Origin of the sequence: Fibrobacter sp. HC4 (assembly GCF_023373925.1) — a bacterium.
GTDB lineage: Bacteria > Fibrobacterota > Fibrobacteria > Fibrobacterales > Fibrobacteraceae > Fibrobacter.
Window position 1 is genome coordinate 15,580 of the sequence record NZ_JALCZV010000006.1, and the last position, 17,999, is coordinate 33,578.

A 17,999-nucleotide genomic window follows, 5' to 3' on the forward strand; every position below is an offset into this window, starting at 1 on the left:
ACAAGAATTACTTCTGAGCATCAGCTGCAGGTTCAGCAGCCTTTTCTGCGGCGGGTTCTGCAACCTTTTCGGCAGCAGGAGCGGCAGTCGCAAACTTTGCGATTTCATCCCATTCAGACTGGTCGCCCGTGTACAGAAGCATAGCACCCTTGTATTCGGTCACGATCTTGACTGCGGCGGCGGTATCGCCCTTGTCGAAAGCGGCATTGGCGCTAGCCAGCAAATCCTTCTGGGCAGTACGCATATCTTCCACTTCGCCCAGGCGGTTCTGGCGAACCACTTCCAGAGTATCGCTTACAAAACCCAGATCCCAGGTAGCCTCATAGCACTTTTCCATTTCGACATACTTGGACGCATCGGTCTGAGCCGCAGTATAAAGAGTTCCGCAGGTAGCGAAGGCTTCTGCACTGGTGCGCTTGGCATACTGATAGTACTGGTAGCCACCAACAACCAGGGCAATAATCACCAGGAGGGCAACACCATCCTGCCAACCCATGACAGGAGCCACAGGCATCTTCGGCTTGCCGTTAACGGTTTCACCAGCTTCCAGGCGTTCTTCAGCCTCGTCAAAGGGGCTCTTTCCATTCAAGAAACTAAAAGACATTTTCCTTTATCCTTTACTTTTATAAATCGCGTTCTTCTACTTCTTGGCCAGAGCAGCAAAGACTCGGGCGTACAAATAAATCTGCTTTACAAGGCTCGCAAAACCGTTAGACCTTGTAGGTGAAAGTCCAACGTTTAGACCAATGTCCTGAAAGAACTTCGGGTCCACCGCCAGAATGTCAGCCGGAGCGGTATCATTATAAATCTTGAGGGCCAGGGCTCCCAGACCACGGCTGATCAGGGGATTCGTAGTGCCGCCTTCCACATCCATTTCAAAATGGAGCAGGTTTCCGTCAAAATTAGGAACCAGGTACATGGTGGATGCGCAACCAGAAATAATGAACTTTTCTGCCTTAAGAGCGGCGTCCATCCCCTTGTGGGCCTTAGCCAGATCAAGGATGAACTTCCACTTGTCATCGGGATCGGTGAAGCCAGCGAACTTGGTTCGAACTTCCTCGAGACGTTTTTCGATAATTTCAGACATACTAGACTACCAGTGGAGGAATGACCTGAGTTTCCAGACTAAGGACGGACTTGCCCACAGGACGTTAAAGAATATGCGGAACAGAGTCTGCTTCTCTTTAGGCAACTTGGACAGACGCAAGGCAGCCTTGTCGAACTGCTCGTCTGTAATCTTGTTGAAGCCAGGCTTTCCGCGGGCAATCTGCATATGGGACTTGCCCATTTCCTGCATCCAGCGCTGGTGGGCGCGGGCCTCGATCGCTTCACGGTTTTCGCCAGAATCCTGCAACCATTCCATGGCAGCCTCGGCCACAATCTTACCGCAAAGGAGGGATTCCGTAATGCCGGAACGGCTAATGGGATTGACGCAGCTGGCAGAATCGCCGGCCTTAAAGAGACCGCACTTGGCGATCGGCTTATGGGACTGTCCGCAGGCAATCATGCCCCCGTAGACAGCCTTGACCGTAGAGCCAGGATAGTCGCGAGCGATAAAATCAAGAAGTTTCTGGCGGAGGGAACCCTCGTTACGAACGTCCTTCCCCAGCACAAAACCAATATTTACTTCCTTGCCGTCACGGGGGAAGATCCAGCCGTAGCCGTCCTTAAATTCACTACCGAAGAACAATTCAATATGTTCACGGCTATGAGGAATGCCCTCGGCCACCGCAAAGACTGCAGGTTCAAGATCAGTGGCACCGTCTTCCATGCCCTCGAGGCAGGGGATTCCACGGGTCAGCTTGGCACCGGGGCCAGAGCAGTCTATAATAAGGGTAGAGCTTAGGGTTTCTTCGACACCCTTGGAAGATACCACCACATTCCAACCGTTTTCGGTGCGATCCAGCTTCTTGACCACGGAGTCAAAATGACATTCCACACCAGCCTTGACGCATTCGTCGGCAATATTCTTGTGCAGAGCGGAGCGATTCAGCTGATAACCGCAATCCTTACTATAAAACTCAGCGCGGTAACGTTTGGGAGAGGTAAAATAAATCCCGGACAGGTTTCCGCGAACAAAGGAGGGATCCACAGGCCAAAGGGCCTTCAGACGCCGAGAAGATACCGCTTCGGCACAGAAAATAGGCTCTTTCCAAGGTTCCTTTTTATCTAGAAGCAAGACCCGTCTAGCACCGGAAGTCTCCTTTTGAACCAGACGTCCAAGGGTGCAGGCAGCCATCAAGCCTGCAGGACCGGCCCCACAGACCACCACATCGTACTGTTTTGACGAAAAATTGCTCATTTCGCCCTACAAGTTAGCTTTTATTTATAGAGTTTTTTTAAAAGTCTTGCAGTTTTGCAAATTATTTAGTTATTTTAGGGCTATCCGTTATCTGGTTTATCCTCAAAGGGAATGTTATATATGAATATGAAGAGAGTTTCAAAGTTTGGCCTTTGCCTTGTTAGTGCACTTGCACTGAACGTATTCGCACAGGACAACTGGGCAGGCAAGGATCTGAACGTTTCTTTCAGTAACAAGCGTATCGATGGCTTCAACTTCAGCAAGGCTAAGGCAGTCAAGAACACCACCGACTTCCGCCGTGCTACTGGCGAAGGCCCCAACTTTACAAAGGCAAGCCTCCAGGAAGTTTCTTTCCAGAACGCTGTGATTAGCGACGCTAGCTTCGAAGACGCCAACCTCGAAAAGGTCGTCATCAGCGGCGCAGACATTCGTAACTCCTCTTTCGAAGGTGCAAACCTTGCAGGCGCAAACCTCTACCGTGCAACCCTCCTGGGTAGCCAGTTCCCCCAGACCAACATGAAGAATGCCCGTCTGGACGCTATGAAGGTAGACGAAAACACCAATTTCGAAAAGTCTGACCTCACTCAGGCTTCTGTCATGGACGTTGACCTTACCGGTGCAAACTTCTACAAGGCCAACCTGACCAACACCAACTTCTCTCGTTCCTTGATGGCTGGTGCAGACCTCCGCAAGACCACCATGGTCAAGACCGACTTTACCGCCTGTAACCTGATTGCAGCAAACTTCAAGGGCGTGGACCTGGTTGACGTTAACTTCGCCAAGGCCGGTCTTTCCCAGGCTGAATTCAGCGGTGCAGACTTCAAGAACGTCAATCTGCAGGACGCAGACCTTTCTCTGACCACCTTTAACGATGTTGACCTTTCTAAGGCCCAGCTCCAGAAGGCCAAGTTCGCTCAGTCCACCGTCAAGAACATGAAGTTCAGCGGCCAGGACCTGACCGGTGTTGTATTCGACAAGGGCTCCGTTTCCAAGAGCGAATTCAACAAGTCCAAGATGAGCAAGACCTCTTTCTTCGACACCGAAGTTAGCAAGAACGACTTTAAGGAAGCTGAACTCCTGAAGGCTGTCTTCGACGGTGCTTACGTCCGTAAGAACATTTTCGACAAGGCTGACCTGACCAAGGCCAACTTCGCCAACTCCACCATCGAACGTTCCGACTTCATCCTCGCTCAGATGGGCGGCGTAAGCTTCGCCGGCGCTAAGCTGGAAATGGTTAACTTCACCAACGCCAACATGCAGGGCATCAAGATCGACGCCGACACCAAGATGAACGACGTTGACTTCTCCGGTGCAAACCTGGATGGCGCTAAGATCGAAAAGTTCACCGCCAAGAAGGTGATCTACGATAACAAGACTGTCTTCCCCTCCGGTTTCGATCCTCGTCAGTACGGCTTCACCAAGCGCGGCGAAAAGGCTGCTGACATCAAGGTCGAAGGCAAGAAGTCTTCTGTAGCAGACGACGCAATGCCCAAGAAGAAAAAGAAGAAGAGAAAATCCGACGACGAAGACTAATTTCTTCTTTGCTTCTTAAAACCAAAGCGGATTTTATAGAACTTAAAAACACCCTGCATCGCAGGGTGTTTTTTTGATGTTCACAGTCAAAGCAGCATTGGCTTTTTACATCTACTTTTTATCCATCAGCCAGGCTATGGCCTCACCCAAGGTCTTTACGCGGACCACCTTAAGGGAACGACCACCCTCGCGGGACGGATCCGCTCCAGACGCAGGAACGATCGCTTCGGACATTCCCAGTCGACCGGCCTCTTTAAGACGCTGATCCAGCAGACTTACGCTGCGGATTTCGCCAGACAGACCTAGTTCACCGATGGCAATAGTCTGACGGGATAACGGAATTCCCAAGTGGTTGCTGGCTATAGCTAGAGCCAAGGCCAAATCCGACGAAGTATCGTTCACCTTCATGCCCCCGGCAATGCTTGCAAATACATCGGACGCCCCGATTGTGATACCGCCAAACTTTTCAAGCAGGGCCAGTATGATAGTGAGCCTCTTGGCATCGATACCCGCCGCCACCCGCTGAGGAACCGCAAAGGTAGTCTGATTCACAAGGGCCTGAGTTTCAAAGAGCAGCGCCCTTGACCCTTCCATGGTACAGCACACGACACTCCCCGGAGTAGGCGGAACGCCTTCCTGCAAGAACACCTTGCTAGGATTCGGGACGGAAGCCAGCCCGTGGCTCGTCATTTCAAAGACGCCGATTTCGTCGGTAGCGCCAAAACGATTCTTTATGGTTCGAAGAAGACGGTATTGATGATTCCGGTCGCCTTCGAAATAGACCACGGTATCCACCATATGTTCCAGAATACGGGGGCCAGCAATCTGGCCGTCCTTGGTAACATGGCCAATCAAGATGGTAATGCAGCCTGAGTTTTTCGCCCAGACCATCAAGTCCAGAGTACATTCACGAAGTTGCGCCGCGGACCCGGGCGTTCCTGAAAGATCGCCCTTATACACAGTCTGAATGGAGTCGATTACCAATATTTGCGGTTTGATTTCGTTTGCCTGCTGAATAATCTTTTCGAGGCTGGTCTCACAGAGCAGTAGCATATCGGAGCCAGCCACGTTCAGACGTTCGCTACGGAGTTTAACCTGACAGGCGCTTTCTTCGCCACTGACGTACAGCGCCTTGACGCCAGCCGCATTCATGGTAGCGAGAGTCGTCAACACAAGAGTCGATTTACCAATTCCGGGATCGCCACCAATCAGAACAAGACTGCCTGGAGCAAAGCCGCCTCCAAGGACCCGGTCGAATTCCGTGTTTGCAGTACTCAGACGTTTCGTATCTTCCGTGGCCACATCTCGCAGGGCCACCACCTTATGCACGGGGCCTCCCAAACCGCGGCCACCTCGACCGGCAGCCACATCCAGCTTTTCTATAGCATGTTCCTTGAGGGTGCTCCAGGCACCACAGAACGGGCACTTTCCGGCCCACTTCGGCGTAGTATTGCCGCATTCCGTACAGAGGAACTCAATTTCTTTCTTAGACTTACTTACTGCTACCATGTGCACTAATATAACAAAAGTCCGTTGACATTTTCTGTCAACGGGCTTTTTTCTTAACAATTAGCGGAACTTTGCCCGACTCTCCCCCATTAACCTCGGGTGAGACGCAGGAATTTCAACCTGGAAACCTGAACCAAATCCAGCCCAGCTATTATCATCCAACGACATGACGGCAGTGACGACATAGCCTACGGAACCGCCAACACAGAAAACTTGTTCACCATTACTTTCTCATGATAGTGAGAGCGAACCCAACGGTATACATGGAAGATTCTTCCCTGCGATAATCGCTATCGTTATCATCAACAGCGTCATCAATACTCAGGGACCATGTGAAACCAATATTGAAGTGATCCGCCATTCTCCACACATATCCTGTTTCAAACTTGATTCCGACGCCCACGTCATCAATGCCCCCCACATCCTCAACGTCATCCCAGGAAATGTGCTTCTGGGCAGCAGACAAAACGAAACCGAAATCCAGGCCCAGGAAAACGCCGCTTGAAGCAGACTGCGGGTCATTGCTAAGGAAACATGTCACACCACCACCAATGAAAAATCTAAAGGCGCTGGTCTTGGCCTTACGATACTCGTTCTCATCGGAATCATAGTATTCTTCTTCTGTTTCACCATAAGATTTGCCAAATTCCATTACAAAATGAGGTGCAGCCCAGCCACGAATGTTGCCACCAATTTTCAAACCAAGTATCGGACCCAAACCAGAGTATTCCCGCTCCATCTGATCACGATTATAGTAATCATCGTAATAGCTGGCATAGCTACGATACATCGTTTCACGACTGTAACTATTCCACATAATACCCAAGGTAAGGTCAAGGAAGAAGGCGCTTCTGGCAGGAGCCGTCTGCACCTGGGCTACAGGTTGACCGGATGCCGTGTTGGATTCAGCGGTGTTTGCACACGGAGAATAAACCGAGCACTTGGAAGGGGATGACGCAGATGCAGGTTCCGCATACGTTGACGGAGCCGGTGCAGAAACAGACGCACTGTTTTCGTCTGCGAAATCCAGGGCATCCGAATCATCTTGCTGCGCAAAAACAGTCGCTGCACAGAATAAAGAAAGAAGAAATAACTTCCTCATGACTAACCTCCAAAAAAAATTTTTACGTCTTCGCAGGCTTTGAAACAACAGGGCGAATACGTTTACCGCACAGAGTCACAACAATGTGGGCCTGGGCGAACATGTAGTAGGCTGTGTCGCGACTGTTGTTCAAGGTGGACTTAGGATCGTAATCGTCCTTCGTGACAAAGACTTCAGAAACACCGGAAAGGCTTACATCCAGAGCACACCTTTCACAGGGGAATCCAATCACGTACAGCTTGGAACCTGCAGGTACCTTACCGCGGGCATAATGCAGGGCATTGATTTCGGCATGTACCATGAAGGGATACTTATTAGCCTCGAACTCGTGATGGCTCAGGAGTTCACCGGAATCAGCATCCAGCAGGTCGTAGGCCAACAACTGCTTTTCGCGAGTGTAGGGAACTGTTTCGTCGTCAAAACCGGCAGGAGCACCATTGTAACCAGTGCTGATGACGCGCCCCTCGGGAGATACCAGGATGGCTCCCATCTGAGTGTTCTGATCCTTGGAAAGACGAGCCTGGGCCACCATCATCTGGGTGTAGACTTCGTCGCGAAGCTGTGTACGGGAAGGTTCCTTGTTCATGGCGCTAAATATATAATAAAAGTTTTACTGGATCCTTCGCTAACGCACAGGATGACAACAAAAACGCATTTATCAACACCTTGCGGAACTCAGGAAGACAATAAAAAACTGGTGGCAGCCGAAGCCACCACCAGCTTTTTTGGGGGTTAGGAGGAACTTTTATTGAACGTCTGCGCCTTTCTTGACAGCGTCTTCAAGAGACATGCCGGTAAATTCCTGTGCGCTAAACCAGCGACCGCTCTTCTTGTCGTCCAGGAGGACACCCACCATGGAGCCGGGGATAACCGTTTCGGGAGCGTTGGGAGCTGCGGGGCCACCCAGGTCGGTACGGAGCCAACCCGGATCCATGACGTTCATCATGACGTCGGTTCCGTTCAGCTTGACAGCGAAATCCTTGACGAACTTGGTCAGGGCGGCCTTTGCGCAGGCATAACCCATCAATTCCGGTTCATTGGCGATACCGCTGGTAGTGAGCTGCATACGGCCAAAACCACGCTTGATCATACCCGGCAAGAAATGATAGGCAATCTTGATGGGAGCGTAGAAGTTCACAGCCATGGCGTGGTGGAAATCTTCCATGGTATTGGACAGATAATCCTGGAAATAATGGCTCATAAGACCGGCATTATTGAAAACCAGGTCTACCTGAACGCCCCAGGAGTCGATTTCAGCAAGGGCTGCGTCAATTTCTGACTCAGATTCAAGATTGCAGCCAACAGCGCGGACTTCAACACCATAGGGTTTCAGTTCTTCGATAACCTTGTCGGCATTAGCCTTGCAACGACCCTGAAGAATGATATTTGCGCCCAACTTGGCCATTTCAATGGCAGTTAGACGTCCTACACCGCGGCAACCGCCAGTAATCAAGGTCCATTTACCCTTAACGTCAATCATTTGTCCAATCCCTTTTTTAAAAAGCCAGTCTTTTTTGTCAAACCGGTCTTGTATGCTCAAAAAATATTCAAAAAATCATAGAAATCGGGAATATTTTACGCAAATCTTGTATACACTTGTAAAAGGGGCAATATTTCACTACAAAAACGCATACATAGCTATTACCTAAATGTGACAAGAGGCACATTTTTCTAGATTGAACCCCAAATTTATTTAGGGACATATACGATGAACAATTCTAGAGACAACTGGGGCTCAAAGATTGGCGTTATTCTCGCCGTTGCCGGTTCTGCCGTTGGTTTAGGAAACTTTTTACGATTCCCCGTTCAGGCTGCAACAAATGGCGGCGGCTCCTTTATCATCCCTTACCTGATAGCATTCCTGCTTTTGGGAATTCCTCTGTCCTGGATGGAATGGACTCTGGGCCGCGCTGCCGGCGGTAGGCGTCATGGTACGGCTCCGGGCGGTTTCCACTATATTCTAGGTCAGAAACCCTGGGCAAAGCACTTGGGCTCCCTCTGCATTCTGCCTCCGCTGTTCATTACCTTCTATTATATGTTCATCCAGTCCTGGATTCTGGCATTCACCTATTATTCTGCAACCGGAATCTTGATGGATGTGGTTAAGGGTGGATATGGCCCCATGAAGGAATTCTTCGGCAACTATATTATGCTGAACACCCAGCTGGGTCCCTTCCCTGCCGCCATCGTTTTCTTCCTGATTACTTTCGCCTGCAACATGGCACTGCTTTCCTTCGGTGTGCGCAAGGGTATCGAACGAGTCAACAAGATTACCATGCCAATTTTGCTGATTATGGGTTTGATTCTGGTGGGACGCGTTCTGACAATTGACGGCATCGGTAAGGGTCTCGCCTTTGTGTGGAATCCGAACCTGTCTGAAATTACCAACCCCACGATATGGCTCGCCGCTTCTGGTCAGGTGTTCTTTACCATGAGTCTGGGCATGGGTATCGTTTTCTGCTACGCCAGCTACCTCAGACCCAAGGAAGACCTGGTTCTCTCGTCTCTTACCGCAGGCGCCACCAACGGTTTTGCAGAAATCATCCTGGGCGGCACCATCGTGATTCCCATGGCCGTTCTTATTGCAGGCAACAACATCGAAGAATGCGCAAAGCTCGGAACCTTCGGCCTGGGCTTCCAGACCATGCCTTTCGTATTCGGTCAGCTGCCCTTTGGCGGATTCTTCCAGACTCTGTGGTTCGCCATGCTGTTCATTGCCGGCGTCACTAGCGCCATCTCCATTATCCAGCCCCTGATCAGTTTCTGCGAAGACGACTTGAAGCAGACCCGCAAGGGCGCAATCACATCTGTCAGTATCGTAACCTTCCTGGGCGGTCTCGTAGGCATCTTCGGTCTTGCAGCCGGTGCCGTAGATGAATTTGATTTCTGGGGAGGCAGCTTCCTGCAGGTATTTATCGGCACCATCCAGGCAATCGTCTTCTCCATTGTCTTGGGCAGACGCAAGTCCGCAACCGTCAAGGACGAAAACGGCAATCCGGAGAGCGAGGCCTTCGCCCTGATGAACGAAGGTGCCGCCATCAAGCTTCCCAAGTTCTTCAGATTCATTATCCGATTTGTATGCCCGATCTACTTGGCCGTAGTGCTGGTCGCCTGGCTGATCCACGACGGTTGGGCCGTAGTCAGCCTGCAGAACGTACCTGCAGACGCCATGGTCACTTTCCTGGGTTGCGAAATGAGTCAGATTTCCTTTACCTGGGGCATCCGTATTTTCTTGCTGGTCCTGACCATTCTCTTGAACGTGCTCATCTACTTTGCTTGGCGCAAGGGTGATCCCGCAGACCAGCCCCCCAAGAACCACCACAAACAGAACATGTCTGTGGGAAATTCCGACACTGAACGTTCGTCAAACATGGAGGTCTAACTATGGAACTCACTACCGGCGGTCTCATTTTCATGATTGGCTCCTGGACAGCCATCATAGCCCTCTGCGCGTTCTGTTTCGCCAAGGTCTTCAAAAAGAAATAAACACCCACCTCGAGTTTTTATGAAACTGTATAAATACCACGGAGCTATTCCTTTCTTCTTCGCTGTATTCTTCGGCGCATTTACCCAGATGGGAATCTTCGTTCACTTCCAGGCCTGGCTCAGTGCCAATTACCAGGATACTGCGTTCCTCTGGAGAAGTCTGCTTTTGCAGGTGGGGATGTTCGTGCCCAGCATCTTCATGATGCCCATTGCAAGCTACTTTGTGAGCAAGCAATCCGAGAGCAGAGCCATGGGTTGGTCCAGCATCATTGCAGCAGCAGCCCTTATCGCCATTTCGGTCTGCTACGTTACGGATTGCAACTGGGTTGCATTTGGCTTAGTTGGAGTCTACGGCATCGGCTATGCGCTCCATGTGCCAGCCCGACTCAGCGCCATGCAGAAAGTCTTTGACGGAAGCGATCTTGTAAAGGCAAACGCCTGGTTCATGATTTACTACGTACTGGGAGTTGCACTGGCCGCCTACCTCGGTTTTATCGGTTTCAATCAGATTCTCTTTATCTACCTGGGCGCCTCCGTCGCCACAACCATTTTCAGTTTCTTTGTCCGCGTGGGACGCCGCGACGAGTCCATCAAGTATCGTTCCGCAAGTCGCGTCTTTACCGCCACCTGGAAGATTCCCAGCGCCCGCCTGGCCATTCTCGGTCTTTCTGCCTTCTGGGGTGTCATCCAGATTCTGATGCTTCTGGCACAGCACATGTCCAGCGGCAGCGCAAACAACGCTTTCAGCCTGACCCTGGCAGGATTTGTATTTACAGTAACGCTGACTGCAGCAGGTATTATCGTCGGCGCCGTCATGGCAAGTCGTTCTTCCAAGGGGTTCGTAGAAACAGGCATCATTCCCTTTGCCGCAATCGCATCGGCTCTGGTCATGTTCCTGATTCCCTTCGTTCATATTGACTGGCTGCAGGGCATCCTCTACAGCATTCTTGGAATCAGCACTGGTGCCGCCTTTGTCATTCTTAGAACAACAACCCAGAATCTGGCCAAGACCAACACGGCAGGACGAATTCATTCTGTATCCAACATGATCCAGATGATTGTTCTTACAGTACTCACAGGCGGTCAGACACTGCTCCTCATCTTTACCGACTGTCAGGTTTACCACTGCTTCCTGATTCTGTCTGTAATGTTCATCATCACCTTCATCCTAACATTGCGGAGTAATCCCATGACACTTCTGCGAGCTGGCCTCCGCTTTGCTTTCAGCTATGTTTTCCGTTACCGTATCATGGTAAAGGGAAGCGTGAACATTCCCGAAAGTGGCCCCGCCCTTCTAGTCGGCCCCCACTTCAGCTACATCGACTGGGCAGTACTCCAGATGGCAAGCCCGCGCCCCCTCCGCATCGCAATCAACAGAAATACCTTTGCGGACTGGTACCAGCGCTGGCTGTTCCACGGCAAGTTCCTGATTCCCATTAACCGCCGCGATCCCAAGCCCGCCATGGAAGAAATCCGTCAGGCCTTGCTCAATGGAGAAGTGGAGGTAATCTTCCCCGAAGGTGAAGTTTCCAAGTCGCCGTTTATTTCAAAGTTTACTCTTGATTATTCCGCCGCCGTCAAAGATACCGGCGCACAGATCATTCCCTTCTATATTCAGGGTCTCTGGGGCAGCCGCTACAGCCACGCCTCGGAATGCGTCAACCGCCCCCAATATTACAACCGCATCGTTAGCGTAGGCTTCTCCAAGGCTCTGACCGAAACGGCAACCGAAGAACAGATCCGCGCCGACTTGCAGGCACTGAGCGCCGACGTGTGGAACGTAACCATGGATCACTCCAAGCCCATCGTTCCGCTGTGGTTCAGGGCCATGCGCAAACGCCGCAACCGTCCCATTCTCATCGACCCTGCAGGCAAACACGTTTCCGGCCACGGCATGCTCCGCCTCTGCCACCGTTTCGGCGGCAAAATCCGTTCCGTTTCCAAGGGAGAACGCCACATCGGCTTTATGCTCCCCACCAGCCGTGACGCCGCCCTAGGCATCATGTCTATTCTCGGCACTGGCAAGACCTCCGTCAACCTGAACTATACCGCCCCCGTAGACACTGTGTTGGGTTGTATCGAAAAGGCCGAAATTTCTACGGTGGTCACCACCCGCGCCTTCTTGACCAAGCTTTCCAGCAAGAACCCCGCTTTCGAAGAAATCGCCAACCGTTGCAAGATGATCTATCTTGACGACGAAGAAGAAAAGTTGGGTTCCATCGGAAGAATACTCGATGCCGCAAAGATCAAGTTCCTCCCCGCCAAGTGGCTCAAGTTCCTGTGGTTTACTTCTGCAAAGCCTAACGACGATGCCTTGATCCTCTTCAGTTCGGGTTCCGAAGGTACCCCCAAGGGCGTTCAGCTGACCCACAAGAACATCGTCTCCAACGCCCAGCAGATGGACTACATCATCAAGATGCATCGTGGCGATGTCATGACCAGCCTCTTGCCGCTGTTCCACTCCTTCGGCTTTACCATGACCTTCATGGCACCCATGCTGAACGGTGTTCCCATGGTGCTCTGCCCCGATCCCACCGACATCAAGACTTTGGCTCGCGTCTGTGCCCAGTACAAGACTACCATCCTGATGGGTACCCCCACCTTCCTGCGCGCAATCGTTATCAACCGCTGGGTCCACCCCATGTGTCTGGACTCCCTGCGTTACATCGTGGCCGGTGCCGAAAAGCTCCGCCCCGAAATGCGCGAAGCCTTCAAGCTGAAATTCGGCAAGGACATCTACGAAGCTTACGGTTGTACCGAGCTCTCCCCCTTGGCTACCCTGAACGCACCCAACGTGTTGCTGGATGACTTCCTGACCATGGGCAAGTGCAACGATACCTCCAGTATCGGCCTCGGCATCCCTGGTTCCATCACCGCCATTATCGATCCCGAAACCAACGAATTCCTGGAACCCACCGCAGAGGGCATGATCGTGGTCAGCGGTCCCCAGGTCATGAAGGGTTACCTGAAGGATCCCGAAAAGACCGCAAGCGTGGTCTTCGAAAAGGATGGCCGCCGCTGGTACAAGACCGGCGACAAGGGCACCCACACTCCCGACGGATTCGTACAGATTCTCGGTCGCTACAGCCGCTTTGCCAAGCTGGGCGGTGAAATGATTTCCCTGACCGCCGTGGAATTGCGCCTCGCCGAAACCAAGCTCCTGGAAGGCATGGAATTCGCAGTCACCGCAGTTCCTGACTCCGTGAAGGGCGAACGAATCGTGCTGCTGGTAAACGGCCAGTTCGACGTCGAAGAACTATCCCGCAACATCCGTAAGTCCGGCATCCCGCCCCTTATGATCCCCGGTTCCGTATTCAAGGTGGACAGCATCCCCAAGCTGGGTTCCGGCAAGTGGGACTTCACCAACATGAAGAAGTTGGCCATCGAACTGATGGAAGGCACCAAGAAGTAAATCTTCTGGGTATTCCTACAACAAGAGCTATAGAAAAGGCGGATCGAAAGATTCGCCTTTTTCTATGAGTTTTTTATGGGGAACCGCAAATAAAAAAAGCAAACTTTATAAAGAAAAAGAAAAACTCAGAAAAGGAAAGTTTGTATTATTTAGAGGTAAAAGTCAAGGAGATCCTTATGCAGAACATCGTTAAGAAAGTCGAAGAACTGGGTTTGACCCTTCCCGCCGTTGCAGCCCCTCTGGCCGCATACGTACCCGCCACTCGTGCAGGCGATGTGATTTTCGTGTCGGGCCAGCTGCCCTCCGTGAACGGTGATTTTTCTGCATACACCGGCATTGTGCCCGACGCCCTTTCTCCGGAAAAGGCCAAGGAAGGCGCAGCCATCTGCCTGCTGAACAACCTTGCCGCCGCCATGAGCTTACTGCAGGACGGCGAAACCTTGAAGCTGGTTCAGCTCCAGGGCTTTGTGCAGTCTAACCCGGAATTCAAGGAACAGCCCGCAATTTTGAACGGAGCCAGCGAACTGGCCGTACAGATTCTGGGTGATAACGGCAAGCACGCCCGCACCGCAGTAGGTGTGGCCGCCCTGCCCAAGAACGCCGGCGTAGAAGTCAGCTGTACCTTCCAGGTGATCAAGAGCGAAACCAAGTTCGAAGGTCGCTACGGCTGGATCGAAAAGTAACTAGAATTCAAATCGAAGCAACCAATCTCGCATTTTTTGCGTCGGAACGTTTTCCTTGCGGGATTTGGTTGCAATAAGGGCGCCCGCCGAGGTCGCCATTTTTTGTGGATCCAAAAGAAAATCTACGCGGCCCAAATCCAGACGGTCGGCATCGTAGCAAGTATCGATCGTCGGGTCACCGCTACTACGTTCCGTAGTATGGTGCTTGCAGGCGTGATACAGTTTTTCAAACTGTTCGTCCGTAATTTCGAACAGTTTTTCTTCGCGACATTTTAGAGCAAATTCAGCCCCGCGGCCGCCATGCTTGCTATCGTAGCCGTCACTTTCCCGCTTGGAATCATGAAAGAGCGCAAACAGACGAACCACAGTGACATCGGCCTTGGTCTTTTTAGCTAACAAAAGTCCGTTAAACTCCACCTGGCGCCAATGGGCCAATCCGTGGATATTGGAATCGTAAACCCGATCCTCGTAAACGTAGTCCTGTAATGCAGCGAAATCGATCATACAACAACTAATAGCAATTTTTTCAGTTGCCACACATTCTTTGTAAAAGAAAAGGTGTTTGCAAGATATGCAAAAACCTTTTCCCTTTAACCTTTACGCTCTACGCTATTTCCCGTAGTGGTCCTTCATGTCCATCAGGTATTGGAGCGCCTGCATGGGGGTCATTTCTTCGGGGCGGAGGCGGCGGATTTCTTCCTTCAGAAGCTGGGCGGATTCGTCTACAGGGGTTGCAAACAGGTCCACCTGGGGCTTTTCCTTCAGTTTCTTGTTGGCGGCTTCATCGCTGGGGTCGATCTTGTGCTTTTCTAGGCGGAGCAAGATCTTGCGGGCACGGCGCAGCACGTTATTGGGAAGGCCTGCCATTTCTGCCACATGGATACCGTAGCTAGAGTCGCAAGCCCCTTCGAGAATCTTATGGAGGAACAAGAGTTTATCGCCCTTTTCCTGAACGGCCACCTGGTAGTTGCCGGCGTGTTCAAGGTCATCCACCAAACCAGTCAATTCGTGGTAATGGGTGGCGAACAGCGTGAGGGCCGCGCGGGCAGGTTCGTCGTGCAACGTTTCTACGATGGCCCAGGCGATGGAGAGACCGTCGAAGGTACTGGTACCGCGGCCGATTTCGTCAAGCAGCACCAGGCTATGGGCGGTGGCGTTACGCAGAATGTTTGCAGTTTCAATCATTTCCACCATGAAGGTAGAAAGGCCTCGGCTCAGGCGGTCGCTGGCACCTACGCGGGTAAAGATACGGTCCACAACGCCAATGCGGGCACTTTCCGCAGGCACAAAGCAACCGATCTGTGCCATCAGGACAATCAAGCCAGTCTGACGCAGGTAAGTTGATTTACCGGCCATGTTGGGGCCAGTAATCAGCATCAGCCGGGTCGCCTCGGGAGAAAGCGTTACATCGTTGCTGATGAAATCCAGGTCAGGATTTACCGCAACGATCACCGGATGGAAACCACCCTTGATTTCGATGCCGGAACCTTCAAAGACTTCAGGGCAAACATAGTTGTACTTGCGGGCGGCGCGGGCAAAACTGTAAAGCGTATCCACGCGGGCAATGGCGTTGGCGATTTCCTGAAGTTCTGCACGCCAGGAGTTGACGCGGTCGCGGAGTTCGCAGAAAATCTTGTATTCCAGAGCGTGAATGTTCACTTCGGCATTGCTGATGATGGATTCGCATTCCTTCATTTCCGGAGTGATGTAACGTTCGGCATTCACCGTAGTCTGCTTACGGATATATTCGTCGGGAATAGGATTGGTGGCCTTGGCCATGGCGGCGCGGGTCACTTCGATGTAGTAACCGAAAACCTTGTTGTAGCCCACCTTAAGACTGGGAATTCCAAGACGTTCCTTTTCGCGAGTTTCAAGGGACGCAATCCACTGACGTCTATCCTTAATGTCAGCATTCATGGCGTCCAGTTCTGCGTTGGCTCCTTCACGGATCATGCCGCCTTCGCGAACGGTCAAGGGCAAGTCTTCGTTAAACTGGTTGAGAAGTTCCTCTCCCCTGCCCTGGGCGCGGATCAAAGCCTCACGCATGGGTTCGAAAATGGGAGAACGCAAACCTTCCAGAACATCGGCCACCTTGGCGGCCTGAGAAAGGGAGCGGCCCATACCCGCAAGGTCACGGGCATTGGCACGGCCAGAGCCTACGCGGCCCATCAGGCGTTCCATATCCAGAATAGAAGTGAGAGATTCCTTCAACTCGTCAAGGGCTACCGGATTGTTCACCAGTTCATCGACGGCTTCTTCGCGAGCCTTGATGCGGTCTACAGAAATCAGCGGATGGCTCACCCAGTCCTTCAAAGTTCTACCACCCATGGCAGTAACGGTAAAGTCCAGCACATAGCAAAGGGTGCTGCTCATGTCATCGGCGTTCAGCGGGCGCACCAGTTCCAGGTTACGCAAGGTGGACGGATCCAATGTCATGTAGTCATCCAGATTCAAAATTTCCAGAGCCGTAAAATGAGACAGCTCAGACTTTTTCTGGAACATCAAATACTGGAGCATGGCCCCAGTCACAGAAGTTTCTTCGGGGCGGCCATCAAGACCAAGGCCATCCAGAGCTTCCACCTTGAAATGGCTAAACAGCGTATCGCGGGCAGCCTCTTCACCGAACTGGAAAGCGGGCAGTTCAGTCACCAGAATATTTTCGGACTTTACCAAGTCCATGACACCATCGGGAATCACGGTTCCTTCGGGAACAACGATTTCCTTGGGCATGCGGCGGCAGAATTCACATTCAAAAGCCTGAATGGAACTTTTACTTGTGGCCAAATAACCGGTAGTCACATCGGCGATGGCAAAGGCGGCCAAGTCGGCACACTTTCCGTCGACGGTTTCCGCAACGGCAGCCTTCGCAGGGATGTAGGCGCAAAGGTAATTCGCTTCCTTAGCATCCAGGTTAGCTTCGTTCATAGCGGTACCGGCACTGATGATTTCAACAATGTCGCGCTTGACGATACCCTTGGCCAGTTTAGGATCTTCGACCTGTTCACAGATAGCCACTCGATAGCCTGCGGCCACCATCTTGGGAACGTAACGTTCAGCGGCGTGGTGAGGGAATCCGCAAAGGGGTGTGGCTCCAGATGCACCGTTATTGCGGCTGGTCAAGGTAATGCCTAAAATCTTGGAGGCGATAACAGCGTCTTCTTCAAAAAGTTCAAAGAAGTCACCCATTCTAAAGAACAGAATACAGCCCGGATTCTGGGCCTTGATATCGTAATACTGTTGCATTAAAGGAGTGCAGGCCATTACAGATCTCCCATAGAAAGTTCAACCTGATCCGGATTATCCTCAGGTTCCTGAGGTTCATCGTTGGCAATGGATTCAGGCTTGGCGTATTGAGGCACCAGGGCGCCGGCTTCCAGAAGTTCGCTAAATTCGCGGAGGCGGGGCAAGTCTTCGGGAATGCGGTTGATTCCGAAGTACTTCATAAATTCCTGGGTGGTCACGTAGGTGTAAGGGTTACCCACAGTTTCGGCGCGGGAACCCAGGGCGATGAAACCCTTATCCAGCAAGTTACGGATCGGGCCATCTACAGAAGACACACCACGAACCTGTTCAATGGCCGCCTTGGTAATGGGCTGCTGGTAAGCAATCACAGCGAGAGTTTCAAGTGCAGCCTGGCTTAAGCGGCGGGCATTTGCTTCGGGGAACAACTTGCGGACCCAAGGATAATACTTGGCGCGAGTACGGAAGCGATAACCACCGGCCTGTTCCACAATTTCAAAAGGTGAATTGATCTTGTTCAGGGAATCGTTGGCAGCAATAAGTGCGTCAGACACTAGGCGAGCATCCAGGAAGTCGCCCAGGATTTCGCGAAGCTTCTTCAAAGTCACCACATCAGTAGAGGCAAAAACCAATGCCTGGATAATGCGAGCCAGATCTTCCTGACTTTCAACTTTCGGGAGTTCCGCCGATTCTTCGGCCAATTCGTCTAAGTTCTGATCTTCTGCCATAATT

At 51.7% G+C, this 17,999-nt stretch carries 15 protein-coding genes; 5 read left to right on the forward strand and 10 right to left on the reverse strand.

Features of this window, described 5'->3' with window-relative positions; all coding sequences use genetic code 11:
• Nucleotides 1-7: 7 nt before the first annotated feature.
• From MMG03_RS05245 to MMG03_RS05255, 3 genes are read right to left on the reverse strand one after another with little or no spacing between them, the layout of a single operon-like run.
• Entirely contained in the window at nucleotides 8-604 is a 597-nt protein-coding gene (locus MMG03_RS05245; RefSeq protein ID WP_249505800.1) for a hypothetical protein, read from the reverse strand.
• Nucleotides 605-640: 36 nt separating this feature from the next.
• A complete protein-coding gene (locus MMG03_RS05250) occupies nucleotides 641-1,087 on the reverse strand; it encodes a SufE family protein (protein ID WP_073158103.1) in 447 nt (148 codons plus the stop codon).
• 6 nt (nucleotides 1,088-1,093) lie between these two features.
• Nucleotides 1,094-2,302 carry an NAD(P)/FAD-dependent oxidoreductase gene (locus tag MMG03_RS05255; protein ID WP_088665590.1) on the reverse strand — a complete coding sequence of 403 codons (1,209 nt, stop codon included), beginning with the start codon at nucleotides 2,300-2,302 and terminating at the stop codon, nucleotides 1,094-1,096.
• 120 nt (nucleotides 2,303-2,422) lie between these two features.
• Between MMG03_RS05255 and MMG03_RS05260 the strand changes: the two genes are divergently transcribed.
• The gene (locus MMG03_RS05260; RefSeq protein WP_083541948.1) at nucleotides 2,423-3,835 is read left to right on the forward strand and encodes a pentapeptide repeat-containing protein; all 1,413 of its coding nucleotides are present in this window, start codon (nucleotides 2,423-2,425) and stop codon (nucleotides 3,833-3,835) included.
• A 111-nt stretch (nucleotides 3,836-3,946) separates the two neighbouring features.
• Here the strand turns inward: MMG03_RS05260 and radA are convergent, their stop codons facing one another.
• The 4 genes from radA to MMG03_RS05280 all read right to left on the reverse strand — a co-directional run bounded on the left by radA (nucleotide 3,947) and on the right by MMG03_RS05280 (nucleotide 7,926).
• Entirely contained in the window at nucleotides 3,947-5,344 is a 1,398-nt protein-coding gene (gene radA / locus MMG03_RS05265; protein WP_073158098.1) for a DNA repair protein RadA, read from the reverse strand.
• A 223-nt stretch (nucleotides 5,345-5,567) separates the two neighbouring features.
• Complete coding sequence (locus tag MMG03_RS05270; protein WP_249505801.1) at nucleotides 5,568-6,446, reverse strand: hypothetical protein; 879 nt, start codon at nucleotides 6,444-6,446, stop codon at nucleotides 5,568-5,570.
• A 22-nt stretch (nucleotides 6,447-6,468) separates the two neighbouring features.
• Nucleotides 6,469-7,032 (reverse strand): CMP deaminase, encoded by a 564-nt coding sequence (locus tag MMG03_RS05275; RefSeq protein WP_249505802.1) that lies wholly within the window; start codon nucleotides 7,030-7,032, stop codon nucleotides 6,469-6,471.
• Nucleotides 7,033-7,191: 159 nt separating this feature from the next.
• Nucleotides 7,192-7,926, reverse strand: a complete 735-nt coding sequence (locus MMG03_RS05280) for an SDR family oxidoreductase (RefSeq protein WP_073234855.1) — start codon at nucleotides 7,924-7,926, stop codon at nucleotides 7,192-7,194.
• A 228-nt stretch (nucleotides 7,927-8,154) separates the two neighbouring features.
• On the opposite strand from MMG03_RS05280, the gene MMG03_RS05285 reads away from it, so the two are divergent.
• The 4 genes from MMG03_RS05285 (at nucleotide 8,155) to MMG03_RS05295 (ending at nucleotide 14,027) form a co-directional block, all read left to right on the forward strand.
• Nucleotides 8,155-9,828 (forward strand): sodium-dependent transporter, encoded by a 1,674-nt coding sequence (locus tag MMG03_RS05285; RefSeq protein ID WP_249505803.1) that lies wholly within the window; start codon nucleotides 8,155-8,157, stop codon nucleotides 9,826-9,828.
• Between the two features lie 123 nt (nucleotides 9,829-9,951).
• Nucleotides 9,952-13,344: an MFS transporter gene (locus MMG03_RS05290; protein WP_249505804.1), complete on the forward strand. Its 3,393-nt coding sequence runs from the start codon at nucleotides 9,952-9,954 to the stop codon at nucleotides 13,342-13,344.
• Nucleotides 13,345-13,408: 64 nt separating this feature from the next.
• Nucleotides 13,409-13,537 carry a hypothetical protein gene (locus tag MMG03_RS15830; protein WP_256375045.1) on the forward strand — a complete coding sequence of 43 codons (129 nt, stop codon included), beginning with the start codon at nucleotides 13,409-13,411 and terminating at the stop codon, nucleotides 13,535-13,537.
• The gene (locus tag MMG03_RS05295; protein ID WP_073158084.1) at nucleotides 13,521-14,027 is read left to right on the forward strand and encodes a RidA family protein; all 507 of its coding nucleotides are present in this window, start codon (nucleotides 13,521-13,523) and stop codon (nucleotides 14,025-14,027) included. The genes MMG03_RS15830 and MMG03_RS05295 overlap by 17 nt, the downstream gene beginning before the upstream one ends.
• On the opposite strand, the gene MMG03_RS05300 is transcribed toward MMG03_RS05295, so the two are convergent.
• From MMG03_RS05300 to scpB, 3 genes are all read right to left on the reverse strand, one after another.
• Nucleotides 14,028-14,531 carry a hypothetical protein gene (locus tag MMG03_RS05300; RefSeq protein WP_073284542.1) on the reverse strand — a complete coding sequence of 168 codons (504 nt, stop codon included), beginning with the start codon at nucleotides 14,529-14,531 and terminating at the stop codon, nucleotides 14,028-14,030.
• A gap of 105 nt (nucleotides 14,532-14,636) precedes the next feature.
• Nucleotides 14,637-17,288, reverse strand: a complete 2,652-nt coding sequence (gene mutS / locus MMG03_RS05305; RefSeq protein ID WP_249505805.1) for a DNA mismatch repair protein MutS — start codon at nucleotides 17,286-17,288, stop codon at nucleotides 14,637-14,639.
• Nucleotides 17,288-17,995, reverse strand: coding sequence for an SMC-Scp complex subunit ScpB (gene scpB / locus MMG03_RS05310; RefSeq protein ID WP_073158075.1), 708 nt, complete (start codon nucleotides 17,993-17,995; stop codon nucleotides 17,288-17,290). Before scpB ends, mutS begins: the two co-directional genes overlap by 1 nt.
• Nucleotides 17,996-17,999 lie beyond the last annotated feature (4 nt).